The sequence below is a fragment of the Dactylococcopsis salina PCC 8305 genome (assembly GCF_000317615.1).
Classification (GTDB): domain Bacteria; phylum Cyanobacteriota; class Cyanobacteriia; order Cyanobacteriales; family Rubidibacteraceae; genus Halothece; species Halothece salina.
Genome location: NC_019780.1, coordinates 1,256,805 through 1,277,935, shown reverse-complemented (window position 1 = coordinate 1,277,935; position 21,131 = coordinate 1,256,805). Strand labels below are relative to the sequence as shown.

The following is a 21,131-nucleotide window of genomic DNA, read 5'->3' as shown; positions in this document are numbered from 1 at the left end:
TTATCAGTAGTAAGATAAAAAGTAGGTGGCGTGGAGAGAAGCAAAACCCAACACTAATTATCAGACAACCATATAGGTTGGGTGGAGGGAAACGAAACCCAACACTAATCATCAGTAATTACCTGAACCTGATATAGGAATCCCATAAGATTTGTAAATTGTTTTGCCCCCCAACCCCCCAAGTTTGGGGGGCTTCCATGAGTAAAGTTTTTGCGAATGATATAGAACTGCTATGTTAAAGGTTTTTTAAGAAATGGAATGAAGGAATATAGCAATCAGGAATGAAATGTGAGAAATAGGTTAACCTAGTTCCCCCAAGATTGGGGGCTGGGGGGCTGAAGTCTCTAACGACTCATTTGAGATTGCTATAGACAGGACAAACCGCATCAGGGAAAATTAATTAATAATCATTTTAGAGAAATGAAAAACCAATATTGCTATGTCTCACGCTACTGATATTGTTACTCTCGGTCGTTGGATGGCGGCGGATTTTAGTAACCAAGAACAAGCCTTTATTAATCCTCCTTTTTTCGCGCATATTCGGGTTTGTATGCGTCCTTTACCCGTCCAATTACTATCAGGGATTAGTCTTTTTGTGGAACAGGCTTATGATTATATGTTGAATAATCCCTATCGAGTGCGAGTTTTAAAGTTACTTTCTGTTAATGATCATATTGAGATTGAAAACTACACTCTCAAAGATTCTAGTTCGTTTTTTGGGGCAAGTCGTGACCCCGATCGTCTGCTAAAATTGGAAGCGGATAATCTGGAAAAACTCCCAGGTTGTAACATGATTGTTCACTGGACTGGACAAAGTTTTCAGGGAGAAGTTGAACCAGGAAAGGCTTGTAAAGTTACTCGCAAAGGACAAGAAACCTATCTTGATAGTACCTTTGAAATCGACGCTGACAAGTTTATTAGTTTAGATCGCGGACGTGATCCCGAAACCGATGAACGGGTTTGGGGTTCGGTTGCGGGCCCTTTTCATTTTGTTCGTTGGGCGAGTTTTGCTGATGAGATAAAATCTGTTTAATCTCTAGAATTTTCGAGGTCAAATATTATTTCATCTAGAATAAATTCTAAGTCTTCGGGAGTTAATTCCATTCCAATATTCGGACCTTCTAGAAATTCTTCTAGGGTGATCTTTCTATTTTGAAAGTCTTGGACAAAGTCCCGAACTTCTGTAATAAATTCAAGTTGGGATTCCCCTTCTTCTACGACTTCTTGTAATGGATCAATTCCTTCTTTTTTGGCGCGACGATAATCGCTGACCATTGACCCTTCTGGTGTGTTTCTGAGATAACGTAATTCCTGTTTGATTTCTTCATATTGTTGTCTCAAGATTTCATTTTCTCGTATCAGCCGTGAGTGTTGTTTATCGGTTTCGGTTTCAGCTTCTTGAGAGAAAGAAATTGTTTCCGCATCATGTTGTTTTCGTTCAATTTCTAATAGTTTCGCAAAGTCTCCCTCTTGATAGGCTTTATTCACTTCCTGCATAATTGCCGTATATTGATTTTGGGTGTCACTATCGGTTACTTTGTCAGGGTGAAAACGACTGGCTAAACGGAGGAATGTTTCTCTGATGTTTCGTTGATTAGAAGGGGGATCACTGATTTCTTTGCGTTCTTCGGTTGATGCTTTTTCCTGTTCCTGTTCGTTCGTTTCTGGAGATGAAAAAGGCTGTTTTCGATCGGTTTTCGTTTGGGGACTAATTACGCCATCATTTTGTAATTCTTGGTAAACTTTTTTGATTTTTTTCTGGTTTTTTTTACTGAGTTTTTTATTTCTCAATATCGCTTTGAACATTCGATGAATTTCTCGATCGCGCTCCATCATTTTTTCGATGAGAGGAAAACACCGTTGATACATTTCCCTCGATATTTCCTCAATTTGAGCGACGAAATTACTTAATTCGGTGCGTTTCCGTTTGATTTGTTTAAAGAGCCATTCTTGGTCTTGTTTCAGCGCCTCAACTTTTTCCTGTAAGGACGATCGAGCGAGACTTACGGTTTGAGAATCACTGTTAACGGCGGGCTTTTTTTTCGATTTCTTGGTGCGGCGCGTCATTGGCTTAATTGAGGATTAAATAGATCGGCAAAGATAGTCTTATTTTAATATAAAATTGACCTTGAAATATTGTTCATCTCAACATTACATTAACTCTTCCTGAACAATTTTTTTACGCCATCTTTTGCGCCATTGACTGGTTGATTCTAAGTTACTATGTAGTTGTTCTTGGTGACGCTGTGCGAGAATCATCTCTGGAGAGTGGTTTAAGTTCGGATCACGATAGGGAATTGCGGCGCGAGTTTGTTGATGTTCTCTGTCTAACTGGGTGAGGGGAGATAAATGTTCTTGTTTCCAACTCGCAACGGTGGAACGACGATTCATTCCCATGGTAGAACTATAATAAAGCCCTGCTAAACTGAAAGCAGTTCGCATCGCCGCCGCACAAGAATAAGTCGCTAATCGTCCTTCTTTGTGGAGACATTGCGATACTTTTCCTAAAAATTCTACCGTCCAAAGTTGTGGACAATGGGGAGGAGAAAATGGATCAAGAAAAATTGCATCTGCTAAAAAGTTTTGTTCAATGACTTCTAAAATGGTTTGTCTCCCATCTCCAATGAGTAATTTCCCTTGAAAAAACCGATCGGAGTTGAGGGTTTTTTCTTGTGCTAATGTTGTTAATAACTCCTCGATCGAGGGCGACCAAAGATTTAATAATCTCTGCTCGATCGCGCTTTGAGGAACAGTTAAATCCGACTCGATCGCGATTAATGTTACCACACAATTAGGATTAACCGTCCAGATACTTTCTAACGCTTCGGCGGTGTTGTAACCTAACCCATAACAAACATCAAGAATCGATAAATGAGATTGTTTTTTTGCCTTAGTAATTAACTCGCAGGGAAGAATAAACTTTTCTCTTGCTTCTTGTTTCCCTCCCCGTAACGAGTGAAAGGTCTCTTGAAACTCTGAAGAAAAAAAAGTATAAGAACCATCAGAAGTAACTTGAGGAGAATAATTAACCATCCTAAACAGTCAACCAAAATTGATATTTTTCCTATGATACCAAACTAGGGACTTTTTCTCGAAAGGTGTCATAGCACTGTCGCAATATGATCTGATCAGGATGAAGACATTAGAGTATGATTAGATCAGGAAAAACATTCAATCATTCTGATTAAATTAACCGTATCCCTTGTATGCAAACCTTAGCATTTCCAAAAGAAACAACTGATACCATTAAAACCCATGCTCTCTTTTTAGGGGAAACAATTGATTGTCATTCTCTAGAAAAAAACTACGAGTGTATCGCAACTTTACCTTCTGTGGTGAAAGTAGGAGAAAGAGGAATTGCGGTTTTATTTCCCTATGGGGTTGTGGTTTTATTTGGCTTCAGCGAACAAGAAGAAACAACCTTCCGCAAAGATTTACTGAGTTATGTCAGTGAATCTTTTCCTAACCCAGAAACGGAAACTGTAGAAATTAAACTTAATCCTGAAAAGAGTGAGCGGGTTAAAAATGGGGTTCTTTGCTTAAAAAAATATAGTGTTGAACATTTACAAATTGTCGCTGATGTTTTAGGAAAAACAGTAGTTTTAGCCCATTATGAAACTAAACTTGCTTCTGTCTTTGATCAGGTAGAACCTTTTACAGCCAGCTTACAAAAGAATTATCAACTGACTCGTCCTGGAAAAGAATTACTCCATGAGTTAGGAAGTACCTTTTTGTTTCAATATAAGATGGTAGCACGGGTGGAAATTATTGATAAACCTGAGTTACTTTGGGAAGTACCAGAGTTAGAAAATCTTTATTTACGTCTCGAAGATGAATATGAAATTCGAGAACGTCATCAGGCTTTAGAACGGAAGTTAGATTTAATTTATCGCACCTCGCAAACGGTTTTAGAACTTATGGAACATAAAACTAGCTTAAGGGTGGAATGGTATATTGTCATCCTAATTGTTGTGGAAATTGTTTTGTCTGTTTACGAGCTTTTCATCCGAGATTTACTTCTCTAATTGTGATTAATCCCCCCTAACCCCCCTTTGAAAGGCAGGGCTGTTTCATTCTATCAAAATGGGTAGTAGCCAAAGCCTCTCTCCAAGCCATCTTCGGGCTTCAGTAACTGATAAAAAGCCTAATAGTCTGAAAAGATTAAGACAAATGGTTTTTAATACTGAAAAGTTGACTGCTGACTGAAGATGGTGTACCGGGGAAACATCTTCAGAAAAAATAACATCTTTAACCCAATGTAGTTGGTTCTCAATTCCCCAATGTCCCTGAATCTTTTTACTAAAATTTTGAGCCGTTTGGTAACAACTACTTAAATAATAAACAATTTGATGATAAGGCTTATTTTTTCGAGTGCCTTTCCTTTCTACTTTGATAAAACACTGACTACTGATCCAAATTTCTTGAAGAGTTTCTGGAATTCTAAAGACAGATACGGTTCGAGTAACTTGTCGTCCGTGACTCGTTTCTGTTCGAATATCTTCCTGATCAGAAATCTGATTATGAGCGATTTCTTCTAAACGGTTGTACAATTTCGGTTGATTTTTCTTCACCGCAATTACATAATCATTACGAGAGCGATTAATCGTTTTAATTGTTTCTTTTTGACAGTGAACTGCATCCAGAGTCAAAACTTGATTTGATAAAGGCGTGTTATTCACCATCTCTCGAACACAGTAAATTTCTGAAGTCTTTTTATTCTCTAATTTTTCTAGAGCTAAAACTAACCCATTGTCCTGACTAAACCAAGAGACAATTGAAGCAAAATTCTGCTTATTTCCGTAGGTATCAGTTAAAGTTGACTTAATACTTTTACCATCAATCGCGATCCAATTAGAAAGTTCATCTGGGGAAGATAATTGAGCAGCCCATTGGTTAAAAACTTGAATTAAATCATTATTATCTACTCCCATCATGGCTCTTCTAATTGTTGAATAAGATGGCGACTTTAGCTTAGGAGATTTTCCTAAACGAGTGAGGTAGTAATGCTTATTTTTTCCAAAGGCAGCTAAGTCTCGGTAACTTAAGTTACCCATCATTAAACCAAGAATAACAATGAAAAGTACCCACCATAGGGGATGTCTTTGTCCACTGCGATCGCGCCAGTCCTTGACTTGTTTTAAGTAACTGATTAAACTAGACATATCAGAAATTTTTCTAGAAATGCGCGATCGCGCTACTGATTTATTATCGCGATCGCGCTTTACATTTACAATTTTACCCCGAGAATGAAACAGCCCTGCCCTTTGAAAGGGGGGAACAAATCCCCCCTATCTCTTCTTGGAAAGGGGAAACCAATCCCCCCTAACCCCCCTTGGAAAGGGGGGGACAGTTCATCAACTTTTTTAAATGCACACCAGCTTAGTTGTTCTAGGGGTAAAAGGTGATTTGGGGTAAACCAAGGGTTTCTTCCCAGTTAAACATGAGATTAAGACACTGGATGGCTTGAGAGGCTTGTCCTTTCATTAGGTTATCAATAACGGACATGACGATCACTCGATCGGTGCGTGGATCAACTTCGACTCCGATGTAACAGAGATTTGTTCCTGCGGTCCATTTGGTTTGCGGATAAATCCCGTTGGGAAGAATGGTAACAAAAGGACAAGATCGATACAGTGCTTTATAAATGGTCAGTAAGTCATCTCGGACTAATCCAGGATCACGGAGAGTGGCGTAAACGGTGGTTAACATTCCTCGTACCATCGGGAGTAAATGAGGAGTAAATTGGACTTTTACCTCAGCCCCAGCTAAATCCGTACAAATGGCTTCAATTTCTGGGGTGTGGCGATGTCCTGCGACTCCATAAGGACTGATGCTATTATCGGCTTCCGCGAGAAGAAGGTTGACTTTGCTTTTGCGTCCTCCTCCCGATGTTCCTGATTTTGCGTCAATGATCACCGTTTCGGGGAGAATTAAGCCCTGTTTCAATAAGGGCGCGATCGCCAGCAAACTAGCGGTGGGATAACATCCAGGACAACCGATGAGAGAAGCAGTTTTGATCGATTCTCGATACAGTTCGGGTAAACCATACACCGCAGACGCAACGGTATCATTGTCATCCCGTTCTACATTATAAGTCGCTGTATAGGTGCTGATGTCCCGAAACCGATAATCGGCGGATAAGTCTAAAACTTTGCATCCTTTGGCTAACAGTTGAGGGGCGATTTTATAACCGAGTCCATGGGGAAGGGAGAGAAACACCACTTGACACTGCTGCGCGATCGTTTCTGGATCAATCGGCTCGATCGTGCGCTGGAAACGATGACTAAAATGGGGATAGAGTTCCGCAAAGTCTTTCCCCGCGCTTTCTTTTCCCCCTAAATAGGTAATTTCAACTTGAGGATGTTCTAAGAGTAAACGTACTAATTGTACTCCCCCGTACCCAGAAGCCCCAACAATACCAACAGAAATTTTCTCTGAAGTATCCATAATAATTATTTAACAGTCTGAGCGATTGCTCGCTCTCAATATAGCTTTAATTTGGCTGCATTGTAGCAGTCTGGGGACGTTTTGTGGTTCGATCGAGCAATTCACAGGACACACCGACCAACTAAAGCCCCCCTTACAAAGGGCAGGGCTGTTTCATTCTATTTTTTTGCCTTTTCCAGATGTTAGGAATAGCAGGGGTTTTACGGCTTTTTTGTTAAGAAAAAGCCAAAAAGTAAGAAAAAGCGTTCGATCGAACGTACAATAAGGGGTTCAGGCGATCGCATTCAATTTTGACCCCGAGAATGAAACAGCCCTGCCTTACAAAGGGGGGTTGGGGGGATAAACCCCATAATTTCCTCACAAACCGCTTCCAACTCATGCAGGACACACCGATCAACTAAAGCCCCCCTTACAAAGGGGGGTTTGGGGGGATAAACCCCATAATTTCCTCACAAACCGCTTCCAACTCATGTAAGACTTGATCATTAGTAAACCGAACCACCTTCAAACCATAACTCTCTAAAATTTGAGTTCTTTCTCGATCGAAAGCCTTTCCTTCCTCTGTAAAATGGCTCTCCCCATCCACCTCAATTACTAACTTTAACTTCGGACAATAAAAATCAACAATAAAATGACCAATTGGTTTTTGTCGCCACATTTTTAGCGGAAATGTTCTTAAAAATCCCCAGAGTTTCTTTTCGGCGGGAGTCATGTTTTTACGCATTTCTTTCGCTTTGGCGATTAATTTCGGATTATAAGGAAGAAAATATTGACCTTGTTTTAAGTTTGACATGATTGATTTCCTGTGGCTTGTCTGAGAACATCCCCCCTAGCCCCCCTTCGTAAGGGGGGAACAATGGATTGGTGAGTTGTGAGGCTTTTTAGAGATTATATTATTTTTCAGGTTGAAACATCGATCGATTTTCACCGCCAACCGACCAACTAAAGCCCCCCTAGGGGGGTTGGGGGGATAAAGCCCCCCTCACAGACATCGATCGATTTTCATCATTAATTTATAACTCTAGCCCATGAATGGCTTATCCCCCCTAGCCCCCCTTCGGAAGGGCAGAACGATGGATTGGTGAGTTGTGAGGCTTTTTAGAGATTATATTATTTTTCAGGTTGAAACATCGATCGATTTTCACCGCCAACCGACCAACTAAAGCCCCCCTAGGGGGGTTGGGGGGATAAAGCCCCCCTCACAGACATCGATTTTCATCATTAATTTATAACTCTAGCCCATGAATGGCTTATCCCCCCTAGCCCCCCTTCGGAAGGGGGGAACAATGGATTGGTGAGTTGTGACAATTTTTAGAGATGGTATGGTTTTCAAGATTGAAATATCGATCGATTTTCACTACTAACCGACCAACTAAAGCCCCCCTAGGGGGGTTGGGGGGATAAAGCCCCCCTCACAGACATCGATCGATTTTCACTGCTAACCCGTCAACTAAAGCCCATGAATGGTTTATCCCCCCTAGCCCCCCTTCGGAAGGGCAGGGCTGTTTCATTCTCGGGGTAAAATTGTAAATGTAAAGCGCGATCGCGATAATAAATCAGTAGCGCGATCGCGCATTTCTAGAAAAATTTCTGATATGTCTAGTTTAATCAGTTACTTAAAACAAGTCAAGGACTGGCGCGATCGCAGTGGACAAAGACATCCCCTATGGTGGGTACTTTTCATTGTTATTCTTGGTTTAATGATGGGTAACTTAAGTTACCGAGACTTAGCTGCCTTTGGAAAAAATAAGCATTACTACCTCACTCGTTTAGGAAAATCTCCTAAGCTAAAGTCGCCATCTTATTCAACAATTAGAAGAGCCATGATGGGAGTAGATAATAATGATTTAATTCAAGTTTTTAACCAATGGGCTGCTCAATTATCTTCCCCAGATGAACTTTCTAATTGGATCGCGATTGATGGTAAAAGTATTAAGTCAACTTTAACTGATACCTACGGAAATAAGCAGAATTTTGCTTCAATTGTCTCTTGGTTTAGTCAGGACAATGGGTTAGTTTTAGCTCTAGAAAAATTAGAGAATAAAAAGACTTCAGAAATTTACTGTGTTCGAGAGATGGTGAATAACACGCCTTTATCAAATCAAGTTTTGACTCTGGATGCAGTTCACTGTCAAAAAGAAACAATTAAAACGATTAATCGCTCTCGTAATGATTATGTAATTGCGGTGAAGAAAAATCAACCGAAATTGTACAACCGTTTAGAAGAAATCGCTCATAATCAGATTTCTGATCAGGAAGATATTCGAACAGAAACGAGTCACGGACGACAAGTTACTCGAACCGTATCTGTCTTTAGAATTCCAGAAACTCTTCAAGAAATTTGGATCAGTAGTCAGTGTTTTATCAAAGTAGAAAGGAAAGGCACTCGAAAAAATAAGCCTTATCATCAAATTGTTTATTATTTAAGTAGTTGTTACCAAACGGCTCAAAATTTTAGTAAAAAGATTCAGGGACATTGGGGAATTGAGAACCAACTACATTGGGTTAAAGATGTTATTTTTTCTGAAGATGTTTCCCCGGTACACCATCTTCAGTCAGCAGTCAACTTTTCAGTATTAAAAACCATTTGTCTTAATCTTTTCAGACTATTAGGCTTTTTATCAGTTACTGAAGCCCGAAGATGGCTTGGAGAGAGGCTTTGGCTACTACCCATTTTGATAGAATGAAACAGCCCTGCCTTCGGAAGGGGGGAACGATGGATTGGTGAGTTGTAAGGCTTTTTAGAGATTATATTATTTTTCAGGTTGAAACATCGATCGATTTTCACCGCCAACCGACAAACTAAAGCCCCCCTTCCCAAGGGCAGGGCTGTTTCATTCTATTTTTTTGCTTGTTCCAGATGTTAGGAATAACAGGGGTTTTACGGCTTTTTTCTTATGAATAAGTCAAAAAGTAAGAAAAAGCGTTCGATCGAACGTACCAGAAGGGGTTCAGGCGATCGCTTTCGATTTTAACACCGAGAATGAAACAGCCCTGCCTTCCCAAGGGGGGGTTGGGGGGATAAAAAGCCCCCTTTCCGAAAAGCTGGAGTTAAATGATGATTTAGGGGGATCAACATTACAATGCTATTTTTGCTGACTCTAAAGGAAAAGTCCCCCAAACTTAGGAAATTTAGGGGACAAAAAAACCCCTCCCCAAACGGGGAGAGGTGGTTTACAGAGAAATTCAGTTAACTAAACTCTAGAAGGAGAAGGTAGTACGGACAACACCGACATAAACTTCACTATTGTCGCTGTCATTGTCAGGGTTGAACACAGCAACTAATCCAGGGGTGATGGAAACGTTATCGTTGACAGGAAAATCGTAAAATACTTCTGCAACATAGGTGCGATCCTGTTGTAAGGTCACAGTACCACCATTATCGAAATCAGCATCTTCAAAGAAAGCACGACTGGCAAAAGCAACACCTAAAGTGCTTCCTTCTTTACCAATATCAAAGAAAGCAAGGTTAGCACCAAAAGACCAGCCCTCGCTATCAAATTCAGGGTTAAGATTCGGTTGGATTGTATCTTCAAAACTTGCGTCAATGTATTCAACAAAGCCACCAATTTCCGTACGAGAGCCTAAACGAACTGCACCACGAGCTCCAATAGCATTTTGAGTAACTTCATTATACAGTACAGGGTTTGCGATGTTGTCATCAATGTCATCAGCAAGAATAGTGTCATCACCGACGGTTTCAGTGAAGTTATAGCCAATACCAACATCAAAGCGATCGCCGCTAAAGTTCAGACCAGCAGCAATACTATAGTCTTGGAATAAACCAACATCAGGATCATTAGCATTGCTATCATTTGTGGTGTAACCAACACCTAATGAGAGTCTGTCTGTTAAGTTAATGTTGGTGCTAATACCGACATCATCTTCAGCACCTGTACCATCAGTGATGGCTTCTTCGCCATCAATGGTGAAGTCGCTGAGAGTTGCGCCACTACCATAGCTGTAGTCAAAGGCAGAATCGGGGTCAAAGTCATTCAAACCGATTTCAACTTGGACATTCTGACCGAGAGGGAAGCTATAGATTAAATCTTCCATCTCAAAACTGTTATTCCCACCTTCAGGATTATCAAGGGCAGCATCGCCAACATTTTGTATAACATCACCAGGAGAAGAAGCCTGCAGACTGACTTTTAACTCGTCTCTTCCAGTGAAGCTGGCTTCAAAGTCTAAGACAGCATCATAAACAATATTCGGGTTGCTGTCGGTATCTTGTCCAAAAAGGCTACCATTTGGGTCGTCTTGGTCGCTTCCAAAAGCACCCCCTGCTAAAAATACAACCGACCCACTTAATTTTGTCGTAGTAGAGAACTGGTTATCCTCTAAGAAACCCACACGACCTTCTAAATTATCAACACGAGTGCCGAGGGTTGCTAACTCCGCTTCAAACTCTTGGGTTAGGCGCTGTAATGTTGCTAAATCACTTTGATCAACATCGCTACCGCCACCAGTATTGGCAGCGATGAGACGTTCAATTTGCTGTAAACAAGCATTTAAGCCAGCGGCAAACTCGAAACGGGTTAACGCACGATTACCGCGAAACGTTCCATCGGGATAACCTGCAATACAGCCATAACGTTCCACTAAGTTGCGGAGTGCTTCAAATGCCCAATCTCCTGGGGAAACATCACGAAGCTGGAAAACGCTATTAACTTGATTTAAGGAGTTGCTGTTACCTTGATTATTGTAATTGTCGATTTGCTGTAAAAGTTCTTGTTCAGAACCATTAGCACTTTGTGCAAAAACGGGTTGCGCTTGTGCTGCAACGAAAGAAGCGCCTAAGAGAATAGGAGCAACTTTAAACAAGTTCATATATTTAGAGCTAGCCATCATACCTCACACCAAAATTTATTTAAGACTAACGAATGAGATCTTCTAACGTCTCTGATTTTAGTGTAAATCTCAAGGAAGATCAATGTTGAGTCAGTAGAGAGAGGCAAACCCCAAAATTCTCTATTTCCTTGTTAGACAAGGCTTTACGGTCGATCGTCTCTCACTTCCCTAGTCCACTTATCTGAGTGTCACAGAGTTACCATTTGGGGTTTCGCCCCCCTAACCCCCCAACTTTGGGGGAAACTGGAAGAAGGTGACTTCCCCCCAGACTTGGGTTTCGCCCCCCTAACCCCCCAACTTTGGGGGGAACTGGAAGAAGGTGACTTCCCCCCAGACTTGGGTTTCGCCCCCCTAACCCCCCAACTTTGGGGGGAACTGGAAGAAGGTGACTTCCCCCCAGACTTGGGTTTCGCCCCCCTAACCCCCCAACTTTGGGGGGAACTGGAAGAAGGTGACTTCCCCCAGGCTTGGGTTTCGCCCCCCTAACCCCCCAACTTTGGGGGGAACTGGAAGAAGGTGACTTCATCCTGAAAAGGCTTCTTGCTCGATTTTTGCTAAAACTTGCGGTAAATTGTTGATTACCTCTTCATTACTGAATCTAATGACGCGATAGCCGTACTCAGCTAATTTTTCACTACGTTCATGATCATATTCTTGCTGATGCTCGTGAATTTCTCCGTCAAGCTCGATCGCCAATTTGCAAGAGGCACAATAAAAGTCTAGTATAAAATTTCCTACAGGATGCTGACATCGAAATCGCAGTCCTTTGAGGCGCTTGTTGCGTAAAGCCTCCCATAAAACCCTTTCGGCAGGTGTTAAATTAGCACGTAAGTGACGGGCAGCTTGCTCAACCTCTGGGATTGTGCCTCTAATTCGAGGGTTGCGTTTCATCACAAACCTTCCTCTTAAATAATGGTCATAAGATTTGAATTGGCAGTTTCCCCCAGACTTGTGTTTTGCCCCCCTAACCCCCCAACTTTGGGGGGGGAACTGGAAGAAGGCAACTTCCCCCAGACTTGGGGGACTGAGGGGGCAACTTCCCCCAGGCTTGGTTTTCGCCCCCCTAACCCCCCAACTTTGGGGGGGGGAACTGGAAGAAGGTGACTTCCCCCAGGCTTGGGGGACTGAGGGGGCAACTTCCCCCAGGCTTGGGGGACTGAGGGGGCAACTTCCCCCAGACTTGGGCAGGGCTGTTTCATTCTATTTTTTTGCTTGTTCCAGATGTTAGGAATAACCGGGGTTTTACGGCTTTTTTCTTATGAATAAGTCAAAAAGTAAGAAAAAGCGTTCGATCGAACGTACCAGAAGGGGTTCAGGCGATCGCCTTCAATTTTAACCCCGAGAATGAAACAGCCCTGCCAGACTTGGGGGACTGAGGGGGCAACTTCCCCCAGACTTGGGGGACTGAGGGGGCAACTTCCCCCAGGCTTGGTTTTCGCCCCCCTAACCCCCCAACTTTGGGGGGAACTGGAAGAAGGTGACTTCCCCCAGACTTGGGGGACTGAGGGGGCAACTTCCCCCAGGCTTGGGGGACTGAGGGGGCAACTTCCCCCAGGCTTGGGGGACTGAGGGGGCAACTTCCCCCAGACTTGGTTTTCGCCCCCCTAACCCCCCAACTTTGGGGGGGGAACTGGAAGAAGGCAACTTCCCCCAGGCTTGGGGGACTGAGGGGGCAACTTCCCCCAGGCTTGTGTTTCGCCCCCCTAACCCCCCAACTTTGGGGGGAACTGGAAGAAGGTGACTTCCCCCAGGCTTGGGGGACTGAGGGGGCAACTTCCCCCAGGCTTGGGGGACTGAGGGGGCAACTTCCCCCAGGCTTGGGGGACTGAGGGGGCAACCCTAATACGCTAATCCCATGCTGCGAGTCGTTTCCGCGCCGAGATAGACGCGCACGCTGAGGAAGTCTGTGGGACAAGCGGTTTCACAACGTTTGCAACCGATACAGTCTTCAGTGCGAGGAGAAGAGGCAATTTGACCTGCTTTGCAACCATCCCAAGGCACCATTTCTAAAACGTCTAAGGGACAAGCGCGAACACATTGGGTGCATCCGATGCAGGTATCGTAAATTTTAACGCTATGAGACATAATTAAGATTTGCTCCTTAAGGAATTTTTATCAAATGAGGACACTGTTCAGGTTTAGTTTACCGCAATGCTTTCACTGTACTGGACAGAAAGAATAAGAAACTTTAAACTCTGTAACAAATCCCTGACTAAAGCAAAATTATTCTTAATATTTTAATTGACTCGATCGCTCCCCCCAGCCAAGTTTGAAAATTGATTTCCGATTGCTATATTGACCTTAGTTATTATTGGACTGCAATCCCTCGAATTAACTTCATTTTATTTTTGGAGATACTTTATATGTTACAGTCGATCGGGCTTTCCGAGATTCCACTCCCCTTGCTTTTGATCGTTTTAATTTTTCTATTGATTCCATCAATGATTATTATTTTAATGAGAGTGCTGTTTTACCAACGTTTAAAGACGATCGAGCGCCAAACGGAAAGTCTCATCAGCGAACAAGAAACCAAAGAGAGTTTTGATAGCTTCATTGCTGATGCGGAAGACGCTTACCAAAACTCCCGTGCTGAAAACTCAGACCAAGTGAACCCCATTGGCATTATAGAAGGTTTACTCAATGAAGAAAAAATTCCCCTATTCGGAGTTCGTTTCAATTGGACTGAATACATCACCCAAAACTTCCCTAATGTTATCTTATACTTAGGAATCTTCGGAACATTAATTGGGATGGGAGTTCATCTCTACCAAACTTTAAACAACAGTGAAAATGGCGTAATCTCAGACGGTGGCTTAGGTTTAGGGTTGGGATTTTTTGTCGGTTTGGCGGGGTTTATTTTAGGCGTAATTATTATTTTATTTAATTTTATTTTTAATGTGACACGAGTTAAAAGAGGCATTTACGAAAAGCTCGTGATTCATCTAGAAAGTTTATCCTCTTATAGCCTCATGGAAGAATAACAAAATCAAGACAGCATCATCTCCCTTGTCTCCCTTGTCTCCCTTGTCTCCCCCATCTCGCCCATCTCCCATCCCCCCCAGCGAAGTGAGGAGGGTTAGAGGGGATAAAACAGAAAGCATCGATCGAGCGTCATTTCCTGTTTAGTGATACGATCTCATTTGCATGACAGTGGAAAAATCGTGTTTAAGGAAATTTAGATGGCAGAAACAATTTTTTTCAATGCGTTACGGGAAGCCACCGACGAAGAAATGGCGCGAGATCATACCGTCTTAGTATTAGGGGAAGATGTGGGTCACTATGGCGGCTCGTATAAAGTGACAAAAGACCTTTACAAGAAATATGGAGACCTCCGTTTATTAGATACCCCGATCGCAGAAAATAGTTTTACTGGGATGGCAGTAGGCGCAGCGATGACAGGATTACGTCCCATTGTCGAAGGCATGAACATGGGATTCTTGCTTCTTGCATTTAACCAAATTGCCAACAACGCGGGAATGTTACGCTATACCTCTGGCGGTAACTTTAAAATTCCCCTTGTCATTCGTGGGCCTGGAGGAGTCGGTCGTCAACTGGGTGCCGAACATTCCCAACGGTTAGAAGCCTATTTTCAAGCAGTACCTGGCTTAAAAATTGTTGCTTGTTCTACAGCTTACAACGCCAAAGGATTATTGAAAAGTGCAATTCGAGATGAGAATCCCGTTCTCTTTTTCGAGCACGTTCTCCTCTACAACTTAAAAGAAGACTTACCCGAAGGAGAGTATTGGCTTCCCCTAGACAAAGCAGAAATTGTCCGTCCTGGCAAAGATGTCACCATCTTGACTTACTCACGGATGCGTCATCATGTTTTACAGGCATTAAAACCTTTAGAAGAACAAGGGATCGATCCTGAAATCATTGATTTAATCTCCCTGAAACCCCTAGACATGGAAACCATCAGTCAATCGGTGCGAAAAACTCATCGGGTAGTGATTGTCGAAGAATGTATGAAAACTGGGGGGATTGGTGCGGAATTAACGGCTCGGATCAATGATGAATTGTTTGACGAATTAGATGCGCCAGTGATTCGTCTATCTTCTCAGGACATTCCCACTCCTTACAATGGAATTTTAGAACGCCATACCATTGTGCAACCGCAACAAATTATTACGGCGGTAGAAAACATGATGGCTCTGAAAGTATAAGGTAAAAAGGGATGCAACAACAGCGAACAGCGATCGCGCTCATATTCTTTCTCATTATTGGTGCTTTAGTGGCTTTGGTTCAATTCTCAGTGCCATTAGGATTAGATTTAAGAGGAGGAGCGCAACTAACCATTCAGGTTAAAACCACAGAAGAGATTCGACAAATCACTCCCGAACAATTACAAGCGGTGAAGCGTGTCATCCAAAATCGGGTTGATGGGTTGGGGGTTTCCGAGCCATTAGTACAAACGGTAGGAAATGATCAAATCTCGGTGCAATTACCAGGGGTGAGTAATCCTGCTCAAGCAGAAAGAGTGCTAGGGGGAACGGCTCGTTTAGGATTTCGTCCCCAAAAACAAGGTACAGAACAAGGATTTCAAACTGAGTTTTTGCGTCGTCAGCAATTACGGAGTCAACTGGAACAACTGCGAGAAAATCCAGAAGAGAACCCAGAAGAAATTAAACAGACAGTTGCTCAGTTAGAAGAGGTTAATCAAAACATTCTCCAATTCTTTGGCGAGGCAAAAATTACAGGGGACAATCTCCGAGATGCTCGCGCGCAACCGATACAAGGTGGCGACAATTGGCAAGTCTCCATCGGTTTTAATCAAGAAGGGGCGACAGAATTTGCAGAATTGACCAAAGATATCGCGGGAACTGGACGCGGTTTAGGGATTTTCTTGGATCAGGTGTTAGTGAGTGCGCCAACAGTAGGTCCCCAATATGCAGATAATGGGATTACGGGTGGAAATGCGGTCATTAGCGGTGGCTTTAGTGTTCAGGAAGCTCAAGATTTAGCGATTCAGTTACGCGGTGGGGCGTTACCTTTACCTGTAGAAATTGTGGCGAATCGTACCGTTGGCGCAACGTTAGGACAAGAGAGCGTTCGACGCAGTATTTATGCGGCGGTTTCTGGCTTGTTTTTGGTTTTAGTGTTTATGGCGGTATATTATCGTTTACCTGGTTTAATTGCTGATTTGGCTTTGGCGGTGTATGCGTTGCTAACTTTTGCGGCTTATGTGTTGATTGGGGTGACGCTTACTTTACCAGGCATTGCTGGCTTTATTCTTAGTATTGGCATGGCTGTAGATGCGAATGTCCTGATTTTTGAACGCACTAGAGAAGAGTTACGATCGGGAAAAACCCTTTATCGGGCTGTAGAATCGGGCTTTTACCGCGCTTTTTCTAGTATTCTCGATAGTAATGTCACCACACTGATTGCTTGTGCGGCGCTGTTTTGGTTTGGATCAGGTTTGGTTAAAGGATTTGCGGTGACTCTAGCCATTGGAGTGTTAGTCAGTTTGTTTACAGCTTTAACCTGTACTCGTACATTTCTTTTAGTGGCGGTGTTAGGTTTTCCCACCATTCGCAAAAAACCAGAATTATTCTGTCCTAATTTGGTAGCACCAGCAAATTCAACGACTCCCGTTAACCCTTCGGGTATAACGGGAGATTGACGGTTCCAACGCTGTCCTAAACAGTTGCAATAGCCCATTGAGCCTTGACTTGGCACGAACTTCCGAATACTCCTCTAGTTCGGATTATCTCTAAGACTTGTTGGAAAGTCGCTGTTAGACAGGACATCTTGGTCAGGGTGGGCGAAGAGGCTTAATACTTTGTCACGAGAGGATTATCTCCATGTATCGTGTTCCAGTTCGATCAAAAAACGGAAAACCATTAATGCCGACTAAAGCCAGTCGCGCTCGACGTTGGCTCAAAGAAGGTAAAGCCGTGATTTACAAAAACGACTTGCACTCCTTTGCAGTCCAGTTAACCATTGACTCTGGAGAAGAAACCCAACCCATAGCGGTGGGAATTGACCCAGGGAAGCATTACTCAGGGATTGGGGTTCAGTCTTCTTTCATGACCTTGTTCACTGCTCACCTAGAGTTACCCTTTCAACGGGTTAAAGACCGCATGGAAACCAGAGCGATGATGCGTCGCAATAGAAGGGGAAGACGAATTGACCGTAAATTACCCTTTAACCAACGTTCTCACCGTCAGAAACGGTTTAATAATCGTCGTTGCCACAAACTCCCTCCCAGTATTAAAGCGAATCGACAACTTGAATATCGTATAGTTAAAGAGTTATCCCAACTTTTCCCCATTTCCTCAATCATCTACGAAATCGTGAAAGCAAAAGGGGATAAGGGGTTCTCTCCCGTGATGGTTTCTCAGAAGGTGATGACGGAACAGTGGCTACCTCAGATCGCTCCTGTTACCACCAAATACGGTTGGGAAACCTCAGCAAGACGAGAGATGCTTGGGCTAGAAAAAGATAGAGAAAAGTCTAATCAAACCCCTGCTACTCATGCGGTAGATGGTGTGGCTTTAGCTTCATATCAGTTCTTAAAGTACAAGCGTATTAAAGGATACAAGGGATGGTTTGAGGGAAGTGTTGAAATAACGAATGCTCCTTTCTCGACAATTAAACGTCCTCCAGTTAGCCGTCGTCAGCTTCACTTAATGATTCCTGCTAAAGGTGGTGTGAGACGGAAGTACGGAGGAACAGTAACCAGACACGATTTTCGTAAAGGAGATTATGTTGAGACTGAAAGAAAAGGAATCAAATATCGAGGCTGGGTTTCTGGGGAGACAAAGAATCAAGTCTCAGTTTCTGGCTTTGACTGGAAACGTTTAGGGCAGTTTGGGGCAAAAAAAACTCAACTTTTGAAACGAAACACTAACTTAATCGTAAACACGCAAACAGGAGGACGCGCTTTCCTCTCCCGTTGACCTAGCGTTACAACGGGAGTCTCCAGCGCGAAAATTAGATGAAATTAAAGGTAGTTCAACAACGGTATTTTTGGTGGACATTGTCCGCCTTTGCTTTCGCTCTTTCTCTCTTGGCGATGATTTTCTCTTATACTCAGTTTAATGCGCCCTTACGTCCTGGTATTGATTTTATTGGGGGGACTCGTTTACAACTAGAGTTAAATTGTTCCCTTCCTGATAACTGTGACGGACCGATCGAAATCGGTAAAGTAAGAGAGGTATTAGAAGCGCAAGGTTTCCCCGATTCAACTGTCCAAGTCGTAGGAGAATCAAAACAAGGTTTGTCCATTCGGACGAAAACGTTGGGAGTGGAAGAACGGACGGGGTTACAAGATGCTTTAAGCGACGAAATCGGACAATTTGATCCCAACACGATTAAAATTGATACTGTCGGACCGACGATTGGACAGGAATTGTTCACATCGGGGGCTTTAGCGTTATTGGTTTCGTTTTTTGGGATTATTGCTTATCTCAGCATCCGTTTTCGTTTAGATTACGCCCTTTTTGCCATCTTGGCGTTATTCCATGATTCTTTTATTACCGCTGGTGTCTTTTCTCTGTTCGGTTTAGTGGCAGGAGTGGAGGTGAATAGTTTGTTTCTGGTGGCGCTGTTAACAATTATTGGGTTTTCAGTGAATGATACGGTGGTGATTTACGATCGCATCCGAGAAACTCGCAAACTCGAACCAGAAGCGAATATGAATCAGGTGGTAGAGGATGCGGTAAATCAGACGTTAACTCGATCAATCAACACCACAGTAACCACAGTTTTACCCTTGCTGGCGATTTTACTCTTTGGTGGTGAAACCCTCAAAGGATTTGCTTTCGCTTTAATTGTCGGCTTTATTTTAGGGGCATATTCCAGTATTTTTCTTGCGAGTACCCTTCTCGCTTGGTGGGAAGACTCGAAAGCACCATTGGAAGAAGAACCCTCTTAAATCAGCGCCATCGCTACCGTTAACGTAACGTTACAATTAGTGGAAATGGGTCTGTTACTGTCAAAAAAAAGCCAATGAGTGAATCAAGAAGCCGCATCTGTATTTTAGGGGGAGGATTCGGAGGGCTATACACGGCTCTACGTCTCAGCCAACTGCCTTGGGATCATCAACCGCAACCAGAAATTATTCTAGTGGATCAGCGCGATCGGTTCTTGTTTACCCCGCTTCTCTACGAACTCCTTACCAATGAGTTACAAACTTGGGAAATCGCCCCGCCGTTTACAGAAATCCTTGCTGATACTAAGATTCAGTTTCGACAAGGCACGGTGACTGGGGTGGATGTGAACCGTCAACAAGTTCAATTAGCAGATCAATCACAGTTGGATTATGATTGGTTAGTATTGGCAATGGGAGGAAAAACACCGATCGAAGCGGTATCTGGTGCGGCGACGTTTGCTTTTCCCTTTCACAGCTTAAAAGATGCCTATCACTTAGATGAGAGATTGCGCTCTTTAGAAAATAGTGATCAAGAGAAAATTCGTATCGCAATTGTCGGTGGGGGTTACAGTGGCGTAGAAATTGCTTGTAAACTAAGAGATCGAGTGGGCGATCGCGCTCGCATTCGCATCATTGAACGGGGAGAGATGATCTTAAAGACTTCTCCCGAATTTAACCGTGAAACCGCTCAAAAAGCACTCTCCGATCGTGAGATTTGGCTAGATACAGAAACCAGTGTCGAAGCCATTACCGCGCAAGATATCACCCTCTGGTATAAAGGGAAAAGCGATACGATTCCTGTCGATGTAGTGATTTGGACAGTGGGAACAACCGTATCGGAATTGGTGAAAAACTTAAACCTTCCTCACAACGAACAAGGTAAAATTAAAATTGAGCCGACCTTACAAGTGGTAGATAACTCGTCAGTGTTCGCATTGGGAGACTTAGCTTTTTGTGAAGATGGCAACGGAAAAGTTGTCCCCACCACCGCACAAGTAGCGTTTCAACAGTCTGATTATTGTGCCTGGAATATTTGGGCAACAATTACAGGACGACCCCTGCTTCCCTTTAAATACTATAATCTTGGCGAAATGCTAGTGTTGGGAACAGACAACGGTAGTTTAACCGCACAAGGCGTAAAACTAGACGGAATGCTTGCTTATTTAGCCCGTCGTTTCGCCTATCTCTCGCGAATGCCAACCCCAGAACATCAGTTAACCGTTGGCTCGAATTGGATTACACAGCCTTTTTCTAAGTTATTATCTGATCTCTAACTTTATGTCACAACCAGAGGTTATTTTTCTCGACGCAGTGGGAACATTATTCGCGGTTAAAGGGAGTGTCGGTGAAGTTTATAGCGCGATCGCCCGCCGTTTTGGTGTTCTCGCTGCTGCGGCGGAATTAGACAGCGCATTTAAGGAAGTGTTTAAAACTGCTCCTCCCCTTGCTTTTTCTAATGTTTCCCCGCAAGATATTCCTAAAAAAGAGTTTCAATGGTGGCGTGAAGTTACCAAACGCACCTTTCAAAAAGCAGGAGTTGCTCACAAGTTTTTAGACTTTGATATCTTTTTTAATCGCCTTTATTATTACTTTGCCACAGCGACACCTTGGCAGGTTTATTCCGATGTGATTCCTTGTTTACAACGTTGGCGCGATCGAGGCATTAAACTAGGGGTAATTTCCAACTTTGATTCCCGTCTTTATCAGGTTTTAATTGCCCTTGATCTCAATCATTTTTTTGATACAATTACTATTTCCTCAGAAGTGGGAGCGGCGAAACCTGATCCGATTATCTTCAAGAGCGCGATCGAACAGTATGCAGTTTCTCCCGAACAAACTTGGCATATTGGCGATCGTCGTCAAGAAGATTATGAAGGAGCAAAAGCCATAGGAATGCAAGGATTTTTATTAAAACGAAAAAGCCTCGTTTTAAATTAACAACACCAAAGGATAAGAGTAA

General features: G+C 42.9%; 18 protein-coding genes. 10 read left to right on the top strand and 8 right to left on the bottom strand.

All coding sequences use genetic code 11. From position 1 onward, the window contains the following. Positions 1-439 precede the first annotated feature (439 nt). Positions 440-1,033, top strand: coding sequence for a chromophore lyase CpcT/CpeT (locus tag DACSA_RS06405; RefSeq protein ID WP_015228966.1), 594 nt, complete (start codon positions 440-442; stop codon positions 1,031-1,033). On the opposite strand, the gene DACSA_RS06400 is transcribed toward DACSA_RS06405, so the two are convergent. After that, entirely contained in the window at positions 1,030-2,067 is a 1,038-nt protein-coding gene (locus DACSA_RS06400; RefSeq protein WP_015228965.1) for a J domain-containing protein, read from the bottom strand. The two genes, DACSA_RS06405 and DACSA_RS06400, sit on opposite strands and share 4 nt — an antisense overlap. Positions 2,068-2,151: 84 nt before the next feature. Then, complete coding sequence (locus tag DACSA_RS06395; protein ID WP_015228964.1) at positions 2,152-3,033, bottom strand: tRNA (5-methylaminomethyl-2-thiouridine)(34)-methyltransferase MnmD; 882 nt, start codon at positions 3,031-3,033, stop codon at positions 2,152-2,154. Between the two features lie 173 nt (positions 3,034-3,206). Here DACSA_RS06395 and DACSA_RS06390 point away from each other — a divergent pair, with 173 nt between their 5' ends. Continuing rightward, a complete protein-coding gene (locus DACSA_RS06390; protein ID WP_015228963.1) occupies positions 3,207-4,025 on the top strand; it encodes an RMD1 family protein in 819 nt (272 codons plus the stop codon). A gap of 45 nt (positions 4,026-4,070) precedes the next feature. Here the strand turns inward: DACSA_RS06390 and DACSA_RS06385 are convergent, their stop codons facing one another. The 3 genes from DACSA_RS06385 to DACSA_RS06375 form a co-directional block, all read right to left on the bottom strand. Next, positions 4,071-5,162 carry an ISAs1 family transposase gene (locus tag DACSA_RS06385; protein ID WP_015228074.1) on the bottom strand — a complete coding sequence of 364 codons (1,092 nt, stop codon included), beginning with the start codon at positions 5,160-5,162 and terminating at the stop codon, positions 4,071-4,073. A 226-nt stretch (positions 5,163-5,388) separates the two neighbouring features. After that, complete coding sequence (argC, locus tag DACSA_RS06380) at positions 5,389-6,447, bottom strand: N-acetyl-gamma-glutamyl-phosphate reductase (RefSeq protein ID WP_015228962.1); 1,059 nt, start codon at positions 6,445-6,447, stop codon at positions 5,389-5,391. A 409-nt stretch (positions 6,448-6,856) separates the two neighbouring features. Continuing rightward, the gene (locus DACSA_RS06375) at positions 6,857-7,240 is read right to left on the bottom strand and encodes an endonuclease domain-containing protein (RefSeq protein ID WP_015228961.1); all 384 of its coding nucleotides are present in this window, start codon (positions 7,238-7,240) and stop codon (positions 6,857-6,859) included. An 802-nt stretch (positions 7,241-8,042) separates the two neighbouring features. Here DACSA_RS06375 and DACSA_RS06370 point away from each other — a divergent pair. Further along, complete coding sequence (locus DACSA_RS06370) at positions 8,043-9,134, top strand: ISAs1 family transposase (protein ID WP_015228074.1); 1,092 nt, start codon at positions 8,043-8,045, stop codon at positions 9,132-9,134. Positions 9,135-9,648: 514 nt separating this feature from the next. Here the strand turns inward: DACSA_RS06370 and DACSA_RS06365 are convergent. The 3 genes from DACSA_RS06365 to psaC all read right to left on the bottom strand — a co-directional run bounded on the left by DACSA_RS06365 (position 9,649) and on the right by psaC (position 13,383). After that, positions 9,649-11,277: an iron uptake porin gene (locus tag DACSA_RS06365; RefSeq protein WP_198007646.1), complete on the bottom strand. Its 1,629-nt coding sequence runs from the start codon at positions 11,275-11,277 to the stop codon at positions 9,649-9,651. A gap of 543 nt (positions 11,278-11,820) precedes the next feature. Further along, positions 11,821-12,189 carry an endonuclease domain-containing protein gene (locus tag DACSA_RS06355; protein WP_015228959.1) on the bottom strand — a complete coding sequence of 123 codons (369 nt, stop codon included), beginning with the start codon at positions 12,187-12,189 and terminating at the stop codon, positions 11,821-11,823. A gap of 948 nt (positions 12,190-13,137) precedes the next feature. Further along, a complete protein-coding gene (gene psaC, locus DACSA_RS06340; protein WP_006616272.1) occupies positions 13,138-13,383 on the bottom strand; it encodes a photosystem I iron-sulfur center protein PsaC in 246 nt (81 codons plus the stop codon). Positions 13,384-13,646: 263 nt separating this feature from the next. On the opposite strand from psaC, the gene DACSA_RS06335 reads away from it, so the two are divergent. The 7 genes from DACSA_RS06335 to DACSA_RS06305 all read left to right on the top strand — a co-directional run bounded on the left by DACSA_RS06335 (position 13,647) and on the right by DACSA_RS06305 (position 21,109). Next, positions 13,647-14,279 carry a hypothetical protein gene (locus tag DACSA_RS06335; protein ID WP_156800682.1) on the top strand — a complete coding sequence of 211 codons (633 nt, stop codon included), beginning with the start codon at positions 13,647-13,649 and terminating at the stop codon, positions 14,277-14,279. A gap of 198 nt (positions 14,280-14,477) precedes the next feature. Then, on the top strand, positions 14,478-15,461 hold the full coding sequence (locus DACSA_RS06330) for an alpha-ketoacid dehydrogenase subunit beta (RefSeq protein WP_015228956.1): 984 nt from the start codon (positions 14,478-14,480) through the stop codon (positions 15,459-15,461). An 11-nt stretch (positions 15,462-15,472) separates the two neighbouring features. After that, positions 15,473-16,918, top strand: a complete 1,446-nt coding sequence (secD, locus tag DACSA_RS06325) for a protein translocase subunit SecD (RefSeq protein ID WP_015228955.1) — start codon at positions 15,473-15,475, stop codon at positions 16,916-16,918. A gap of 181 nt (positions 16,919-17,099) precedes the next feature. Then, complete coding sequence (locus tag DACSA_RS06320) at positions 17,100-18,197, top strand: RRXRR domain-containing protein (RefSeq protein WP_015228954.1); 1,098 nt, start codon at positions 17,100-17,102, stop codon at positions 18,195-18,197. Between the two features lie 38 nt (positions 18,198-18,235). Further along, on the top strand, positions 18,236-19,174 hold the full coding sequence (gene secF / locus DACSA_RS06315; protein WP_015228953.1) for a protein translocase subunit SecF: 939 nt from the start codon (positions 18,236-18,238) through the stop codon (positions 19,172-19,174). 74 nt (positions 19,175-19,248) lie between these two features. Beyond that, a complete protein-coding gene (locus DACSA_RS06310) occupies positions 19,249-20,445 on the top strand; it encodes an NAD(P)/FAD-dependent oxidoreductase (RefSeq protein WP_015228952.1) in 1,197 nt (398 codons plus the stop codon). A gap of 4 nt (positions 20,446-20,449) precedes the next feature. Then, positions 20,450-21,109 (top strand): HAD-IA family hydrolase, encoded by a 660-nt coding sequence (locus DACSA_RS06305; protein WP_015228951.1) that lies wholly within the window; start codon positions 20,450-20,452, stop codon positions 21,107-21,109. Positions 21,110-21,131 lie beyond the last annotated feature (22 nt).

Excerpts from the sequence above, each read along its gene's own strand:
- DACSA_RS06355 (WP_015228959.1), bottom strand. The coding sequence starts at position 12,189 with ATGAAACGCAACCCTCGAATTAGAGGCACAATCCCAGAGGTTGAGCAA.
- DACSA_RS06395 (WP_015228964.1), bottom strand. The coding sequence starts at position 3,033 with ATGGTTAATTATTCTCCTCAAGTTACTTCTGATGGTTCTTATACTTTT.
- secF (WP_015228953.1), top strand. The coding sequence starts at position 18,236 with ATGAAATTAAAGGTAGTTCAACAACGGTATTTTTGGTGGACATTGTCC.
- DACSA_RS06370 (WP_015228074.1), top strand. The coding sequence starts at position 8,043 with ATGTCTAGTTTAATCAGTTACTTAAAACAAGTCAAGGACTGGCGCGAT.
- DACSA_RS06385 (WP_015228074.1), bottom strand. The coding sequence starts at position 5,162 with ATGTCTAGTTTAATCAGTTACTTAAAACAAGTCAAGGACTGGCGCGAT.
- DACSA_RS06390 (WP_015228963.1), top strand. The coding sequence starts at position 3,207 with ATGCAAACCTTAGCATTTCCAAAAGAAACAACTGATACCATTAAAACC.
- psaC (WP_006616272.1), bottom strand. The coding sequence starts at position 13,383 with ATGTCTCATAGCGTTAAAATTTACGATACCTGCATCGGATGCACCCAA.
- DACSA_RS06320 (WP_015228954.1), top strand. The coding sequence starts at position 17,100 with ATGTATCGTGTTCCAGTTCGATCAAAAAACGGAAAACCATTAATGCCG.
- DACSA_RS06305 (WP_015228951.1), top strand. The coding sequence starts at position 20,450 with ATGTCACAACCAGAGGTTATTTTTCTCGACGCAGTGGGAACATTATTC.
- DACSA_RS06405 (WP_015228966.1), top strand. The coding sequence starts at position 440 with ATGTCTCACGCTACTGATATTGTTACTCTCGGTCGTTGGATGGCGGCG.
- DACSA_RS06400 (WP_015228965.1), bottom strand. The coding sequence starts at position 2,067 with ATGACGCGCCGCACCAAGAAATCGAAAAAAAAGCCCGCCGTTAACAGT.
- DACSA_RS06310 (WP_015228952.1), top strand. The coding sequence starts at position 19,249 with ATGAGTGAATCAAGAAGCCGCATCTGTATTTTAGGGGGAGGATTCGGA.
- DACSA_RS06365 (WP_198007646.1), bottom strand. The coding sequence starts at position 11,277 with ATGAACTTGTTTAAAGTTGCTCCTATTCTCTTAGGCGCTTCTTTCGTT.
- secD (WP_015228955.1), top strand. The coding sequence starts at position 15,473 with ATGCAACAACAGCGAACAGCGATCGCGCTCATATTCTTTCTCATTATT.
- argC (WP_015228962.1), bottom strand. The coding sequence starts at position 6,447 with ATGGATACTTCAGAGAAAATTTCTGTTGGTATTGTTGGGGCTTCTGGG.
- DACSA_RS06375 (WP_015228961.1), bottom strand. The coding sequence starts at position 7,240 with ATGTCAAACTTAAAACAAGGTCAATATTTTCTTCCTTATAATCCGAAA.
- DACSA_RS06330 (WP_015228956.1), top strand. The coding sequence starts at position 14,478 with ATGGCAGAAACAATTTTTTTCAATGCGTTACGGGAAGCCACCGACGAA.